We start from the raw sequence: 16,012 nt of genomic DNA on the forward strand, positions 1-16,012 counted from the left end.
CGCCAGGTCAGCCACAGGAGTCAGTGTAAGCTGTTTTTTTGCGGAACAGGTTCACGCCGCCAGCTTCTCCGCCCGCATGCTGCGCGGGAAACGCAATTCGTAACGCAGCCCCTGCCCCGGCATGCTGTCCACGTGCACCGTCCCGCCCAGCGCCCCGGTTACCAGGTTGAACAGGATGTGCGCCCCCAGTCCGCTGCCGCCGCTGCCGCGCTTGGTGGTGAAGAAGGGATCGAACAGTTTGTCGAGCGACTCCCGGTCCATGCCGGCGCCATCGTCGGCGTAGGTGAGCGTGACCGTCTCGCCATCGAGCACCGCACGGATCGCGATCTTGCCGGCCTGCTCGCGCTCGAAGCCATGCACGAGCGAGTTCACCACCATGTTGGTGACGATCTGCGACACGGCGCCCGGATAACTGTCCAGCACCAGGTCGTGCGCGCAATCGACCTCCACCTGCACAGGCCGTCCTTTGAGCTTGGGCTGCAGCGAGAGCAGCACTTCGTTCAGGTAATTGCGTAGGTTAAAACTGCGGATGTCGCCCGAGGACTGGTCCACCGCAACCTGCTTGAATGAACGCACCAGGGCCGCCGCGCGCTGGGTGTTGGTGGTCATGATGCGCAGCGACTGGTCGACGATGTCGAAGAAATTGCCCAGGCTATCCTCGGTCATCTCGCCATTGGCCAGCTCTTCGCGCGTGAGGCGCAGCTCTTCCACCAGGTGGCTGGTGGCCGTCACGCAAATGCCCAGCGGCGTATTGATCTCGTGGGCCACGCCCGCCACCAGGCCGCCCAGCGAGGCCAGCTTTTCCTGGCGCACCAGCTCGCCCTGCGCCTGCTGCAATTGCGTAAGCGCCGTGTTCAGGGCCGCATTCTGCTCTTCCAGCTGTTCCTTGGTGGCGCGCAGCTTGCGGTCGGCCTGCATGCGCGCGATCGCCACCGCCACATGGCTGGCCATGAAGGCGAGCAAGTCGAGGTCGGCCTTGGTGTAGACCACGGACGGGTCGTAGCTCTGCACGATCAGCACGCCCTGCGGCTTGTCGTGCACCAGCATCGGCGCCCCCATCCAGCTGGCGATGTCGACGTTGCCCAGCGGCTCCCTGACCTGTCCGCTGGCCACCAGGCGCGCAAAGCTGCCGGCATCGTGCAATTGCGCCTGCTTCGAGTGCAGCAGGTAGGAGCACATCGCCTTGCCGTAGGGGAAGCGCTTGACCGGCGCCTCGCTGTCCTTCTGGTCGACGAAATACGGAATGCTGAAGTCCTGGGTTTCCGGGTGATACAGGCCGATCAGGAAATTCTCCGCCACCATCAGTTCGCCGATGATGCGGTGCAGGCTGGCGGTCAGCGTGTCGGTGTCGAGCGCACTGGCCGACAGATCGGCGATCTGGTACAGCGCGTGCTGCACCTGCTCGGCGCGGCGCCGCTCGGCCACCTCGTGCGCCAGGCGCGCGGTGCGTTCCTGCACGGCGCGCTCGAGGCGGTCCATGCTTTGCAGGCTCTGCAGCGCTACCGACACGTGGTTGGCGATGACCGCGAACAGGGCCTGGTCTTCGTCGCTGTAGGTGTGTTCGGGGGTATAGCTCTGGATCACGATGGCGCCCAGCGGCAGGTGCTGCTGGTCGAGCAGCGGGCAGCCCATCCAGTGCTCGGCCGCGCTGCCGGCGCCGAAGCTCGATCCTTCGCGTTCGCGGGCATGGAAATCGTCGGCCGTGACCACCAGGTTGCGGCCATTCAGGATGACCCAGGCAGTGGGCGACTCGTCGGGCGACGCCAGGCGCACTGGCTGGTTCAGCTCGGGGCCCTCGTCGGATTCGTCGACGAAGTAGACGAAGCGCACCGTGCCTTCGTCACGGTCGGACAAGGCCACATAGAAATTGGCCGCGTACATGATGCGGCCCAGCGCGCGGTGCACGGCGCGGATGAATTCGGTGATGTCGCTGCAACTGGTCGAGGTCTGCCCGATTTCAAGCAGCATTGACTGGACCGCTTCCAGCCGGTCGAGACGTTCCATGGTTTCCCCTTATGCTGAACTAATGACCGCCAAGTGATGCACTAAGGAAATATTAGCAGTAGTTTGCCTTGGCAAATAGCTCTTTGGGAATGCGGCCGCCTGTACGCGGCAGAAAGACAACGCGCGTGCTGAACTTGCAAAGTGCCGAGCAAGGGAGCAGGATGGGCTCACCTCAGCCCAACCAACAAGGAGACCGAGCATGATCAAGGTGAGCGTAATGTACCCGAACGGCCCCGACGCCCATTTCGACGAGGCGTATTACCGGGACAAGCACATGCCGATGGTCAAGGAGCTGATGGGCGAGCATTGCAAGTCCTATTCCGTCGACCGGGCGCTTGCATCAAGCGCGTCCGATGCGAACGCGCCCTATATCGCCATGGGCCATCTGTTCTGCGAGTCGGTCGAAGCTTTCCAGGCCGGGTTCGGTCCGCATACGAAGCAAATCATGGCCGACATCCCGAACTACACCAACCAGAAGCCGGTGATCCAGATCAGCGAAGTGCTGGTGGGTTGAGTCGGCCAGACCGCCATGCTCGCCGCCGCCCTGCTATCGGTTCTTGCGGTCCTTGGCCTCGGCTGGGTTCTGTATGTCAACGCGAGCGATCGCAGGAAGTTCGAAAAACAACTCGAACAGTATCTCGCCGACGATAGCGCCGCGTAGCATGCGGCACGCCAGCTGCCCGTTGTGCCGCTGCCGGGCGATGGCGTGTCAGCTGGCGTTGCGCTTCAGGGCGGCGCAACGCGCAACGATCCTGTCCGCATCGGCCGGCGTCAGTCCGGTGCCTGCATCGACCAGATAAAGGTGTTCGCAAGACACATCGAAGTAGGCTTCCATGTCGTCCACGATTACATACGGTTGCTCCATGGCATGGTGTGCCGCCAGCCATGCTTCGATTTCCCGTTGGCGTATGCCCGGCACGTAGTCGTCAGGGCTGTCCATGATCGGCGTCACGCCGATGAAACGCGCCGCGAAACGCTCTCCCCCGCCTGCCGTCAGCCATCCAGCCAACTCGGCGAGCGAGTATTCTTCGCGCCACGTGGACGAGATAACGACGGACAGCTCGGGAACCGCATCGAGGATCTGCCAGAGCCGCGGCAAGGCCGAAAGAGGCTTGCCGGCGCGCCCGAGGGGATAAGGGTGGAGCACGCCATCGAAGTCCAGGAATAGAATCATCCGGCCGCTCCACAAGATGCCGCCCGGATCGTTCGGGCTGGTCGCGTATTCTCCTACGCTGCCGGACGGCTCAGCGCGGGGCGCGGAAATCGTTCTCGATCCAGGCCAGGGCCGACGCCGGGGTCAGCTTGAAGGTCGGCGCCACGCGCACCTTGGCCACTTCCTCGCCCATCTCGTCGGTGGCGGCCAGCATCGCGTACGGATCGTCATCGTCTGGGACTATGTCGAGCGTTACCTTCAGCTCGCCTCCTTCGGTCGAGACCACGGTGCTCTTGTGCAGCATCGCGTGCAAATGCTGCTCGTGGCGGCGGATGACTTCCGAGGCCGTCTTGATCAGCGTATTAAAGGCGTTGACGTCGAGCGGCTTCGGGTTCTTCTTGTCGCGGCCCATGGTCCAGGGACCGACCAGCGCCGGCTCGCGCTCGCCATCCTTGTACATGGCGACCGCCCAGCCTTCGTCGTCTTCGTTCTTGATCACCTTCGCGGTCCAGCCGTTGCCTTGCCACAGGCGCGGCTCTTGTACCGGCGCGTCGTCGTCGCCCGTTTCCAGGTCGTTTACATCGTCATTCATTGCTCGCTGCTTCCATCTTGCCGGGCTCGCGCCCAAAGCAAGATCATAGAGGAAATCAGGCGAGGGGGTGCGGCCGATCGCGCTTGCCGGGCGCATCTTTTGCACGGATGCGCATGCCGGGCAGGCGCGGCGGACGGACCGGCGGCGGCAAGGGCGTGCGCAGCGGGTCGATGTTCGGCTGGCGCGGCGCTTCGCGATTGAACGGGTTGATGATGATGGGCGGAATGGTAGGCGGCGCCGATGGCGGTCCCTTCGGCCCTCCCCCCGCCCAGGCCTGGCGGTACGGCGAGTTCATCATGGTGCTGAGAGGATGCATGAGGCCCTCCTACAACAAAAGCAGGCTGTCAGTATAGGTGGCGAGCCGCGCAATGCAAGGTCAAAAGACTGAGGTAACGCTTAAGCGATCGTTCGCGTTTATCGTCCTTTGCCGCACTCCGGCCCGTCAAACCTGCCGTTTGTCGCAGGCCGCTCGCGGCGCCCCGGACAGAGGCCTACAGTGGAGCCATACCACCTGACCTCATGAGGAGAACACCATGAAAAAAATCGTCCCCTACATCGTCCTGATCCTGTGCGCGCTGCTGCTCTGGGACCTGCTGTTCAGCTTTGGCGATGCCACCTTCCATATCGACGGCGACACGGTCGACGGCCCGATTGGCGCCGCGCTGGCGCTGCTGTTCGGGGCTGGTGGGGCGATCCTCGGCGTGGTGGTGGCGGTCGTGGTGGGCGTGGTGCTGGCAGTGGTGTTTGCCGGCGTCGGCGTGGTGCTGCTGGCGGCGCTCGGTGTGGCCGGCGTGGCGGTGGCAGCGGCCATCGTGCCCTTCATGCTGCCGCTGCTGGCGCTGGTGCTGGTGTGGTATCTGGTGAGCCGGTCGCGCAAGAACCGCGTGGTGCATGCGCAGGCCGTGTGATTTTGTAGGGTGGACACCTGTGTCCACGCGGTACGGCAGCTGAAACGTGGTTGCGCATGCAAATAAAGGTTTGCATGCGCAAACGATTTTTCGACAGCGCATTCCATCAAATGATGAGACAGCGTGGACACAGGTGTCCACCCTACGAAATGCAAAGGCGCCATATCGGCGCCTTTTCGTTTATTCGCGTACCGCTTTCTCGGCCGCGTACTGCTCATACCCCCGTGCCCGCAGCGCGCAGGCCGGGCAAGTGCCGCAGCCATAGCCCCAGTCGTGGCGCGCACCGCGCTCGCCCAGGTAGCAGGTGTGGGTTTCGAAGCGCACCAGATCCACTAGGGCCTGCCCGCCGGCCTGCTCCGCCAGTTCCCAGGTCTGCTTCTTGTCGATCCACATCAGCGGCGTCTCGACCTTGGTGCGCGTGGCCATGCCCAGGTTCAGCGCCACCTGCAGCGCCTTCATCGTGTCGTCACGGCAATCCGGATAGCCCGAGAAATCGGTCTCGCACATGCCGCCCACCAGCACGTTCAGGCCGCGGCGGTAAGCGACGGTGGCTGCCACCATCATGAACATCAAATTCCGGCCGGGAACGAAGGTATTCGGCAAGCCGTTCGCCTGCATCTCGATCGCCACATTGCTCGTCAGCGCCGTATCGGAAATCTTGCCGATCAGCCCGAGGTCGATCATGTGGTCTTCGCCCAGGTGCGCATCCCATTCGGGCGAGAGCGCGCGCATCTTTTGCAGCACGTTTGGACGGACCTCGAGTTCGATGGCGTGGCGCTGGCCATAATCGAAGCCGATGGTCTCGACGCGTTGGTAACGTTGCAGGGCCCAGGCCAGGCAGGTGGTGGAATCTTGCCCGCCACTGAAGAGGACGAGGGCGGTATCGGGAGGCAGCATGTGTGGATTCTTGGCTAGTTAATCGTTCGCCAGCATTTTTGCAATTCCGTTAAGATGACCTCAGCATTGACACTGAATGGAGAGACATGGTCCTCGCACCATCCCAGCGGACCGTAGCGGCGCCACGGCGATTGCGGATTTTGGCACAAATCGTGCTGTCCGTGTACGCCGTGCTTGGCGCCCAGGCCGCCACTGCCCAGACCCAGGGCATCAATTACAACGTGCGCATCGACGCACCCCGCCAGCTCGACGACTTGCTCGAGGATAACCTCGACCTGCTGCGCTGGCGCGGCAACGCGCGCGTGGACCTCGAACAACTCCAGCGCCTGGTGCGCGACACGCCCGAGCAAGCCAAGGCCCTGATCGCCACCGAAGGCTATTACTCGCCGCAAGTGTCCGCCGGCCTCGACACGAGCGGCGGCACGCCGGTGGCGCGCGTCATCGTCGAACCCGGCGAGCCGACCCTGGTGAGCGACATCGACCTGGTGCTGCAAGGCTTCGTGCCCTTCGAACAAGGCGGCGCGCCCTACGACGCCGCGGCCCTGCGCAACCGCTGGTCGCTGCCGGTCGGCGCGCGCTTCCGCCAGGCCGACTGGGAGGGCGCCAAGCGCGACCTGCTGCGCGAAGTCGTGCAGTCGCGCTTCCCGCGCGCGCAGCTGGTGGAAACCAGTGCCACCGTCGACCCGGAAACCCGCAAGGCCTCGCTGCGCGTGGTGATGGACAGCGGCCCGGAAATGCGCTTCGGCGAGCTGCGCATCCGCGGCCTGAAGCGCTATCCGTCCACCGTGATTACCAACCTGAACAAGATCAGGCCGGGCGACGAATACAGCGAAACGGCGCTGCAGGCGCTGCAATCGCGCCTGCAGGAAACCGGCTACTTCTCGACCGTGGAAGTGAGCGCCGACATGCGCGCCGTACTCAACGCCGAGATCCAGGACATCAAGGAAGACAACGATCCGGATGCGCCGGCGCCGTCGGCCACTGCCCAGGCCGCCGACCCGAACGCGCCTGCCGTCCCCGGCCAGGCCGCCACCGGCGTCAAGCCCCCTGCTCCCGGCCCGACCGTGCTGCCGGTGCTGGTGCGCGTGACCGAAAACAAACAGAAGAACGTCGAAGTCGGCCTCGGCTTCTCGACCGACACCGGCGCCCGCGCCCAGATCGGCTACGACGACCTGAACGTGTTCGGCAAGCGCATGAAGAGCGACGTCATCTACGAACAGAAGCGCCAGAGCGCACGCGCCGATTTCTACTGGCCGACCACGCCCGACGGCTACAACGACAGCGTCGGCGGCGGCGTCGAGCGCGAAGACGTGCGCGGCGAAATTACCACCACCGCCAGCGTGGCCGCGCGCCGCGCCTGGGGCACGCCGGAACTCGAACGCAGCCTGACCCTGGAGGTGCTGGCCGAGAAGCGCGAAGTCGCCGGCCTCGACACCACCTACTCGCGCAGCATTCCGCTCACCTACAACGTCACGCGCCGCAAGCTCGACAATTTGCTGCAGCCGACGCGCGGCTATGCGCTGAACTGGCAGGTCGGCGTGGCGCCGCTGCCGCTGCTGACCGACGAAAAATTCATCCGCGGCTACACGCGCGGCGTGTATTACCGCCCGGTCGGCGAAACCGGCACCCTGATCCTGCGCGGCGAAGCCGGCGCCGTCTTCTCGAAGGACAAGGACGGCGTGCCGAGCAGCTTCCTGTTCCGTGCCGGCGGCGACCAGTCGGTGCGCGGCTACGGCTACCAGCAGCTCGGCGTGCAGGAAGGCAACGCCATCGTCGGCGGGCGCTACCTGCTTACCGCCGGCGCCGAGTACCAGTACTGGTTCCGCCCACCCTGGGGCGTGGCCGTGTTCTACGATGCCGGCAATGCCGGCGACAAGTTCAGCGACCTGCATCCGAAGTCGGGCTACGGCGTGGGCGCGCGCTGGCGCAGCCCGGTCGGCCCGATCAACGTCGACGTCGCCTATGGCCACGCCGTCAAAAAGGCGCGCCTGCACTTCTCACTTGGATTTACCTTCTGATGGACAGCGTCGACAACAACTCCACCCCTTCCGCGCAAGCGCAACCGCCGCAGGCGCCCTTGCCCAAGCAGCGCCGTTGGCCGCGCCGCGTGGCCATCGGCCTGGTCGTCACCGGCGTGCTGGTCGGCAGCGCCGCCTGGTACCTGGGCCGCGAAACCACGCTGCAGATGATCGCCGAGCGCGCCGCGCGCGCCACCGACGGCAAGTTGACCATGACCGGCATCCGCGGCTCGATCTACGGCGCCATGCACATCGATCGCCTGGTCTGGCGCACCGACGAGCAGCTGGTGATCGCCACGAATATCGACATCGACTGGTCGCCGCGCCAGCTGCTGTCGCGCGGCATCGAGATCAGTAAACTCCACGCGGCCGATTTGCGCATGGAGACCCTGCGCGAGTCGGAGGAGCCGACCACCATGCCGGCCACGCTCGAAGCGCCGTTCAAGATCGCGCTCGACGATGCGCGCCTGGCGAAAGCCACGTTCGTCAGCAAGGGCGGGAATACCGAAATCTCGAACATCCGCCTGCGCCTGCATGGCGATAAGGTCAAATGGCAGCTCAGCGACGCCGTCGCCACGACGCCATGGGGCCAGTTGGCGGCAGGCGGCAGCATCGGCGCCCAGCGTCCGTTCAAGCTCGATGCCAACGCCAGCCTGTCCGGCACGCCAACCGGCGGCGCCACCCCGGCGCAACTGAAACTGCACGCCGGCGGCGACCTCAACCTGACCCAGCTCGACGCATCCGGTTCGGCCGGGCGCGCCGGCGGCCAGGCGCGCATCGCGCTGTCGCCCTTCGCCGAGATCCCGCTGCGCAGCATGGACCTGAACGCGAAGAACATCGACCCCGGCTTCTTCAATCCCGAACTGCCGACGGCCGACCTGAACCTGGTGGTCAAAGCCAGCCTGGACGACAAGCGCAACATCTCCGGCAGCGTCAATCTGGTAAATGACGGCGCGACGGGCACCATCGACCAGCAACGCCTGCCGCTGCGCGCGATGCGCGGCGCACTGGGCGGCAACCTGGATGCGATGAAGATTTCCGACGTGCTGGTCGACCTGGGCGGCGCCGGCAGCTTTACCGGCAGCGGCAGCGTGCAGCGCGGCGAAGATGAAGAGGGAATCGGCACCGCCAACTTCGCCCTGCACACCGACCGCCTGGACCTGAAGCAGATCCACGGCAGCATGAAGCCGACCAAAATCGCCGGCGACATCGCCGTGGCCAACGCCGGCAACGTGCAGTCGCTGAACCTGAACCTGGTCGACGCCGGCCTGCGCCTGGCTGCGCGCGCCAAGCTCGAAAACAACGTCGTCGACATCGAAGAAGCGCGCCTGCTGGCCGGCAAGGGCGTGATCACCGTCACCGGCAACGCCAAGCTGGCCGACGACAAAGCATTCAACGTGAAAGCCAACGCCAGCCGCTTCAACCCGGCCGCGCTGGGCGACTATCCGCAAGCCGACCTGAATGCCGACATCACCGCCGCCGGCGTGCTGGCGCCCGAGTGGAAAGTGAACACCGACTTCGCCCTGCGTCCGAGCCGCCTGTTCGACCAGCCGCTGTCCGGGCGCGGCAAGCTCGCCGCCGACGCCAAGCACGTGAGCGGCGTGGATGCGACGATCGCCCTCGGCCAGAACAAGGTCGATCTGAACGGCGCCTTTGGTGCGCCCGGCGAAAAACTCAACTGGCGCCTCGATGGCCGCCAGCTGGCCGCCCTGCGCGCCGACTTGTATGGCGCCGTAAACGCCAGCGGCGTCGTCACCGGCACCATGCAGGCGCCGCGCACCACCTTCGAGGTCGATGCGAATGGCCTGGGCTGGGTCGCGGCCCAGCGCAAGGCCAACGACGGCAAGCTGCGCGTGAGCGGCGAAGCCTGGCTCGCCGGCAGCGAAGACGCGCGCTTCGTCGAGGTCAAGGCGAACGGCAGCATGAGCCGCTTCAACCCGGCCGCCTTCGGCAGCCCGCTCCCGGGCAGCATCAACGGCAGCTTTGCTGCCAGCGGCCGTTCCGGCGCCGACTGGCGCGGTGCACTTGACCTGAAAGTCGAAGACTCGACCCTGTCGAAGTCGCCGTTCTGGGGCTATGCGCGCCTGAACGCCGACCGCCGCCACATCTCGAACACCGACGTCGATCTGCACATCGGCCCGAACGTAATCGCGGCCAAGGGCAGCTTCGGCGCCGGGCGCGACCAGCTCGACTGGCGCATCGACGCCGGCCAGCTGGCTGCCCTCGGCCCCGACTTCGGCGGCGCCCTGCGCGGCAACGGCACCCTGACCGGCACCATGGAAACGCCTTCGCTCACCGCCGCGCTGGAAGGCCAGAACCTCAAATTCCTTGGCACCCACACGGTGCGTTCGCTGCGCGCCAGCGCCAATCTCGGCTCGGGCCGTGGCGGCGCCGACCCGCTGGTGAGCGACATCCAGGTGCTCGATTACGCGAACGGCGACACGCGCATCGCCGCCGCCAGCCTGCAAACGGGCGGCACCCGCGCATCGCACACCCTGCGCGCAGCCGGTCGCAGCGACGACTTCGACGCCCTGGTCGAAGTGCGCGGCGGCTGGAGCGGGAATGCCTGGAACGGCACCCTGGCCACCCTGCAGAACAAGGGCCGCTATGCGATGACCCTGGCCCAGCCGGTGCCATTGAAGATCGGCGTGGCGCCGGGCGCCGGCGTGGCCGGCCTGGCTTCGCCCGAATCGCTCGCCTTTAACGGCGCCGTGATCAAGCTGCCGACCGGCACCATCAACATCGCCTCGCTCACCAAGCAGGGCCCGCGCTGGAACAGCCGCGGCGCGGCGGCCGGCGTGCCGCTGAACTACATCGCCCAGTTCTCGCCGGCGCTGCGCGAAAACGTGCAGGGCAACCTGACGCTGGGTGCGGACTGGTCGCTCGACATGCGTGTGGCGAATGGCAGCGCCGCCCCTGCCCTGGCCGGCGGCGTGCACGTGTTCCGCGAAGGCGGCGACGCGATTGTCGGCGCCGACGTGCCGGTGGCCCTGGGCCTGCGCACGCTCGATCTGCGCGCGGACGTCGCCGGCAGCTCGCTGCGCACGCAGGTGGCGCTCGACGGTACCCGTACCGGCAGTGCCCGTGTCGACGGCACCGTGCAGATGCTGGGCGGGCGCGTGGACGCCGACAGCCCGCTGCGCATGACGGCCACGGCCGACATGGCCTCGATCGCCTGGCTGGCCCCGCTCGCCGGCCAGCGCGACCTGGAACTCGACGGCAGCCTGAAGGCCAACCTGACGGCCGGCGGCACCATCGGTACGCCGTCGCTGAACGGCACCGTGAACGGCGACGCCCTCGCCGTACGCTGGCCGGAACAGGGCGTGCGCCTGCGTAATGGCCAGCTGCGCTCGCAACTCGAAGGCGACCGCCTGGTGCTGCAGCGCCTGTATCTGGAAGGCGTGCAGGGCAATGCCACCGCCGACGGCTCGGTGCGCTTCGGCACCGACGGCGCGATGCAGCTGCGCCTGGTGGCGAACAAGCTGGAAGCGCTGTCGCGCCCGGACCGCACGGTGATCGTCTCCGGCGAAGCCAACCTGGTGCGCAATGCCCAGCGCTTCGCCCTCGACGGCAACTTCAAGGCCGACCGCGCCCTGATCGAATTCGCGCCGCAGGGCCGCCCGACGATTTCCGAGGACGTGATCGTGCTGGGCCGCGGCGCGCCAGCCGCGCCGCAGAAGAAGGAAGCGGAAATGCCGCTCACGATCAACCTGGCTGCGGACCTGGGCGACGACTTCCACCTGCGCGGGCTGGGCATCGACGCCTACCTGGCCGGCAGCGCACGCGTGCGCATGGTGGGCAATGGCGACCCGCGCGTGAACGGCACCATCCGCGTGGCCAGCGGCCAGTATGCGGCCTATGGCCAGAAGCTGACCATCGACCGCGGCGTGCTAACCTTCAACGGCCGCTACGACAACCCCTCGCTCGACGTGCTGGCCGTGCGCAAGCAGCCGGAAGGCACGCAGCTGAGCGAAACCAACGTCGAAGCCGGCGTGCAGGTGACCGGCACGGCGCAGGCGCCGGTGGCGAAGCTGGTGTCGACGCCATCGGTGCCGGATTCCGAAAAACTGTCGTGGCTAGTGCTGGGCCACGGCATGGAAGGCACGAGCGGCAACGAGAAGGACGTGCTGAGCGCGGCGGCGGGCGCCCTGTTGGGCGGCAAGGGCGGCACCGGCGGCATCACCTCGAAGCTGGCCAACTCGCTGGGCGTGGATGAACTCGGTGTCGGCCAGGGCCGCAACGGCGACGCCGAGGGCCTGGCGAACACGGTGGTCACGGTCGGCAAGCGGATTTCCTCGCGCGCTTACCTGAGCTTCGAGCAGGGCGCGACCACGGCTTCGAGCCTGGTGCGCCTGCGTTATAAACTGAATCCGCGCTGGACGCTGCAGTTCCAGACGGGGACGAATACGGCACTCGACGTGCTGTATGCGTGGGCCTTCGACTGAGCGCCTGACAAATCTTGTTGAAGCCTGTCAGACGCTCGACGCTTTAATGCAGGCTCGGCTTCGGATCGGGGACCGGGTCTTCGTTCTGGGGCGTGTGGACCGGGGTGTGGTGTGGATGCGGTGCGTCGAAGGGTTCTTGCAGCGGTTCTTCGACGGGTACTGGGTCCGGGGCACGGTGCAGGCGCAGCGGCACTGGCAGGGCTGGAATCATGGTCGGGCTCTCCTGGATAATGATGCCATTACCTTAGCATGCGCCGTTTGCGGCCGCCGTCCCGCTGGCGGCGCGCCCCGTTCCCCTCGTTTACAATGCCCGATTCGACTCAACCGGCAGCCAACTCTTCCACGATGAACATCACCACCCTCGCCCTGCTCGCCCTGACACCCATTCTCGTCTGGCGCATTTATTCGCGCCTGAAAACGCAGATGGCGCGCCAGCGCTCGATCATGTCGCGCCATTACACGGGCGTGCTGGTGTTCGGGGCCTTGATCCTGGTGCCGCTGGCGCAGGTGATTGCGCGGCCGATGGAACTGGCGGCGCTGGCGGCGGGTACGGCGCTGGGCGTGTTCTGGGGCGTGTTCGGGTTGCGCCGCACGCGTTACGAGGATACGCAGGAGGGCTACTGGTTCACGCCGCCGATGCGGCTCGGGATCGTGATGGCCATGGTGCTGGTGGCGCGTATTTTGTATGTGGTGTTCGAGCTGTACACGCTGCAGGGGACGGGGGCGACGGCGACGGGGTTTACCGAGAGCCCGCTGAGCATGCTGTGCGTGGGGCTGACCGGGGGGTACTTCCTGGCGTATTCGGTGGGGTTGCTGGTGTGGCGGCGCAAGTTGCGCAGGGCGATTGATTTGGCGTGATTGCTGGTTGGGCCGCGTGGTTGCTGTTTTGTGCGGCCGCGTGATTGTTGATGTGCGTAGATGTTGTCGTGGGCTCCGTGGTCGCGTCTTCATCACCGCGTGGGCACGAGTGCCCACCCTACGAAAACCGGCCGATCCGCCGTTATCATCCGGAACGGCGACCGTAAGGTGGGCACCCCGTGCCCACGCGGAAGCGCGCATACACGCGGCCGCATTCCGGTCGATATGCACGCAAACCGCCAACGTCCCGGAAGCACACCGATAACCCCACCGGGTTTTCACCAAAAAAGGGGCCCACCGGGCCCCTTCACTCAAGCGGCTTTCGCCTCTTCCTTCCTTCGCTGCAGCACGAAAATCGGCTGCGCCCACTGCGTGTCCTTCTTCTTCTTGCTCGTGATGAGCGTCAGTTCCGAAGGGTCGTACACGTCGGTATTGTGCGTCAGCGGCGTGGTCATCAAATACTGCGCATCGGTGTTCTTCAGGAACTCGCCCACCAGCTGGATGTTGCGAATATCCAGGTGCGCAAACGGTTCGTCGATGAAGACAAACCCGCCCGAGCCCTCTTCCGACTTGAGCAGGCCAATCAGCAGGACCAGGGACTTCATCACCTGCTGCCCGCCCGAAGCCTCGCCGTCGTTCATGCCGATCTGGTCCTTGCCGTCGAACTTGAAGCGCACGTGCAGGCCGGCTTGCGCCAGCTGCACGTCGTCGTTCTCGAGGCGCACCGGGTCGGCCTGGACGTCGATGCCGGCCAGTTCGCCCAGCTCCTTGATGTTCTTCGAGTAGGTCTTGATCGTGTAGCGCAGGCGCTCGATGTAGGCGCCGCGCGCGTTGCCGGTGGCTTCGATGGCGCGGTTGTTCTGGTAGCGGCGCTCCTCGGTTTCGGATTGGCGGCCCGAGAGCTGCTCGTTCAAACGCGCATACTGGTCGATGACGGTCGCATCCAGCTCCCAGTCGTCGCGCGCCAGTGCGTGCTCCAGCGAAGACAAACGCAAATTCACCTGGTGCGCGTTCTGGTGCTGGGCCACGAGGGCCGCGCGGCGCGCCGGGTTCTTCCAGTTGGCCGGAACGGTGCGCCACTCGCGGCGCATGCCCAGCAGCGCCTTGGCGTGCTCGGCGCGCTGCTCGATCTGGCGGCGGTGGTTCAGGCGCAGGCCCGCTTCCGCTTCCGACAAGGCCATGCGCGCGTTCTGCCACACGGTGTCGGCGCGGGTGCGCGCGACTGTCGCGTTCTTGGTCAGCGTCTGCAGCTCGCCCAGGCGCGCGCCCACTTCCAGGCGCTCGGCCTTCAATGGCGCGATCGAACGCGTCGCTTCCTCGAACTCGGCCTGGCGTGCAGCCAGCTCCTTGGCCGCATCGACGCCGGCGATGCGCGCCTTCAGGCCGCCCACTTCGGCAGCGAGTTTGCTGATCGTGAGCGTGAGCGCGTCTTCCTTCGCTTCCAGCGCCGGGAGCGACTTCTGGATCGCTTCCAGGCGCTGGGTCTTGCCGGCCGCGCCGAAACGGTAGCGCGATGGCTCGACGTACAGCGAGCGGCCGCCGCGGCGTTCGCGGTGGTAGGCGTCCGGCGTGATCCACTCGTCCGAGCCCGACTTGAAGCCGGCATCGACCGAATCCACGCGGTCGATGCGCGCCAGCTGGTCGATCAGCCACGACGGCGCGGCAGCCGAGAAGTTCACCACCGACAGCAGGCTGTCGTCCTTCATCTTCGGCGCCTCGACGCAGTCCGGCACGATGAAGTGGCGATAGCGTTCTTTTTCGGCCAGGCGGTAGGCCGCCGGCGCGTCCTTGGCGCGCTCCAGCAGCACCACCGAGGCGTAACCGCCGAGCACACCCTCGACCGCCCCCTGCCACTTCGGATCCGTCACTTCGACGATGTCCGACAGCATGGCGTGCGGAATACCCTCGTCGCGCAGGGCGCGGCGCATCTGGCGCTGGGCTTCCGGCTCCGGCATCGCGCTCTTGCCCTGCAAGGCCGAGATGGTCTGCATCTCGACCGCGATCTTGCTCGATACCGCTTCGCGCGCGGCGCGCTGGCGCGCCAGCTCGGCTTCCTTTTCTTCCAGCTGGGAGGCCACTTCCGCCATGTCGGCGCCGGCTTCCGCCGACAGCTTCTGCAGGCGTTCCTTCTGCTCCAGCAGGTTTTCGAGGGGCTTCAGTTTCTGGTTGATGGCGGTCAGGCGCGACGCCAGGGCCGTGCCTTCCTGCTCGAGCTGGGTTTCCTGGGCCTGCGAGTCGGTCAGCGCGCGCTGCTGGGCGGCCAGCGCCTGGCGCTTCTCGGCCAGCTGGCTGTCGGCCTGCAGCATGGGTTTGCGCTGCTCGCGCAGGTGGCGGCTCATGGCGGCCGCCTTTTCGCGCGCCTCGTGGTATTCCAGGCTAGGCAGCACTTCTTCGCGCAGGCTACCCTTTTCCTTATTCAGGTCTTCCCACTGGTGGTAGTTGGCCACGCGCAGGCGCAGGCCTTCGAGGTTGATGCGCGAGGTTTCCAGCTCGGCCTCGAAGCGCTTGAGTTCCGTCTCGGTGTCGCGCTGGTGGCGCTTGGCTTCGTCGTAGGCGTCCAGCACTTCCTTGTCGCCGAAGACCTGGAACACCAGGTCGAGCAGCTGGCGCGGCGCGTATTCGCACAGCTTGTCGGTCTCGCCCTGCTCCAGGGCCAGCACCTTGGACATAGCCGGCGACAGGCCTGCTGAAGCCAAGCGTTTCCTGTAGTTTTCCACGCCGAGCCAGTCGGAGGCTTCGGTGACTTCCTCGATCTGCACGTTCCCCGGTCGCATCAGGTACTGGCGCTTCCAGTCGCCGCCGTTCTTCTGCACCTGGCAGAACAAGGTTACTTCGTCGTCGGCGAAAAAGCCCGAATGGCGGAACGGACGGTTCGACAGCTGGCGCCCGACCGGCTTGTTGTCGACCACGGCGCGCAGCCAGGCGCTTTGCTGGCCCGAGTGGCGCGCATAGTGCTTGTACGTGCGGCCCATCGAGCAGTCGAGGCCGAACAGGGTGCGCAGGGCGTCGAGCAGCGTGGTCTTGCCGGAGCCGTTCTGGCCGGCGATGGTGATGATCTTGGCGTCGAGCGGGATGTTCTTGATGCGCTGCCAGTAATCCCAGTGGACCAGCTCAAGTGATTTGATGTGGAACATGGT

The 16,012-nt window shown here is 66.1% G+C and carries 13 protein-coding genes; 6 read left to right on the forward strand and 7 right to left on the reverse strand.

The genetic code is table 11. The features are described 5' to 3' along the window. Positions 1-51 precede the first annotated feature (51 nt). Positions 52-2,004: a GAF domain-containing protein gene (locus tag LK540_RS12280; RefSeq protein ID WP_229437587.1), complete on the reverse strand. Its 1,953-nt coding sequence runs from the start codon at positions 2,002-2,004 to the stop codon at positions 52-54. A 199-nt stretch (positions 2,005-2,203) separates the two neighbouring features. Between LK540_RS12280 and LK540_RS12285 the strand changes: the two genes are divergently transcribed. Both LK540_RS12285 and LK540_RS25250 read left to right on the forward strand, forming a co-directional pair. Next, complete coding sequence (locus LK540_RS12285) at positions 2,204-2,518, forward strand: EthD family reductase (RefSeq protein ID WP_229437588.1); 315 nt, start codon at positions 2,204-2,206, stop codon at positions 2,516-2,518. A gap of 15 nt (positions 2,519-2,533) precedes the next feature. After that, the gene (locus tag LK540_RS25250) at positions 2,534-2,665 is read left to right on the forward strand and encodes a hypothetical protein (RefSeq protein WP_267498772.1); all 132 of its coding nucleotides are present in this window, start codon (positions 2,534-2,536) and stop codon (positions 2,663-2,665) included. 48 nt (positions 2,666-2,713) lie between these two features. Here the strand turns inward: LK540_RS25250 and LK540_RS12290 are convergent, their stop codons facing one another. The 3 genes from LK540_RS12290 to LK540_RS12300 form a co-directional block, all read right to left on the reverse strand. Next, positions 2,714-3,178 (reverse strand): HAD domain-containing protein, encoded by a 465-nt coding sequence (locus tag LK540_RS12290; RefSeq protein ID WP_229437589.1) that lies wholly within the window; start codon positions 3,176-3,178, stop codon positions 2,714-2,716. Positions 3,179-3,248: 70 nt separating this feature from the next. After that, positions 3,249-3,749: a hypothetical protein gene (locus LK540_RS12295; protein ID WP_229437590.1), complete on the reverse strand. Its 501-nt coding sequence runs from the start codon at positions 3,747-3,749 to the stop codon at positions 3,249-3,251. Positions 3,750-3,804: 55 nt separating this feature from the next. Beyond that, positions 3,805-4,065, reverse strand: a complete 261-nt coding sequence (locus LK540_RS12300; protein WP_229437591.1) for a hypothetical protein — start codon at positions 4,063-4,065, stop codon at positions 3,805-3,807. A gap of 217 nt (positions 4,066-4,282) precedes the next feature. On the opposite strand from LK540_RS12300, the gene LK540_RS12305 reads away from it, so the two are divergent. After that, a complete protein-coding gene (locus LK540_RS12305) occupies positions 4,283-4,657 on the forward strand; it encodes a hypothetical protein (RefSeq protein ID WP_229437592.1) in 375 nt (124 codons plus the stop codon). Positions 4,658-4,837: 180 nt separating this feature from the next. On the opposite strand, the gene queC is transcribed toward LK540_RS12305, so the two are convergent. Then, positions 4,838-5,554, reverse strand: a complete 717-nt coding sequence (queC, locus tag LK540_RS12310; RefSeq protein ID WP_229437593.1) for a 7-cyano-7-deazaguanine synthase QueC — start codon at positions 5,552-5,554, stop codon at positions 4,838-4,840. 152 nt (positions 5,555-5,706) lie between these two features. Between queC and LK540_RS12315 the strand changes: the two genes are divergently transcribed. Next, positions 5,707-7,572, forward strand: a complete 1,866-nt coding sequence (locus LK540_RS12315) for an autotransporter assembly complex family protein (RefSeq protein WP_374041357.1) — start codon at positions 5,707-5,709, stop codon at positions 7,570-7,572. Continuing rightward, positions 7,572-12,017 carry a translocation/assembly module TamB domain-containing protein gene (locus tag LK540_RS12320; protein WP_229437595.1) on the forward strand — a complete coding sequence of 1,482 codons (4,446 nt, stop codon included), beginning with the start codon at positions 7,572-7,574 and terminating at the stop codon, positions 12,015-12,017. Before LK540_RS12315 ends, LK540_RS12320 begins: the two co-directional genes overlap by 1 nt. A 43-nt stretch (positions 12,018-12,060) precedes the next feature. Here the strand turns inward: LK540_RS12320 and LK540_RS12325 are convergent, their stop codons facing one another. Continuing rightward, complete coding sequence (locus LK540_RS12325) at positions 12,061-12,228, reverse strand: hypothetical protein (RefSeq protein ID WP_229437596.1); 168 nt, start codon at positions 12,226-12,228, stop codon at positions 12,061-12,063. Positions 12,229-12,362: 134 nt separating this feature from the next. Here LK540_RS12325 and LK540_RS12330 point away from each other — a divergent pair, with 134 nt between their 5' ends. Then, complete coding sequence (locus LK540_RS12330) at positions 12,363-12,875, forward strand: hypothetical protein (protein WP_229437597.1); 513 nt, start codon at positions 12,363-12,365, stop codon at positions 12,873-12,875. Between the two features lie 311 nt (positions 12,876-13,186). On the opposite strand, the gene LK540_RS12335 is transcribed toward LK540_RS12330, so the two are convergent. After that, positions 13,187-16,009, reverse strand: coding sequence for an ATP-binding protein (locus LK540_RS12335; RefSeq protein ID WP_229437598.1), 2,823 nt, complete (start codon positions 16,007-16,009; stop codon positions 13,187-13,189). Positions 16,010-16,012: the final 3 nt, after the last annotated feature.

It is taken from the genome of Massilia sp. IC2-278, from assembly GCF_020708045.1.
Classification (GTDB): Bacteria; Pseudomonadota; Gammaproteobacteria; order Burkholderiales; family Burkholderiaceae_D; genus Telluria.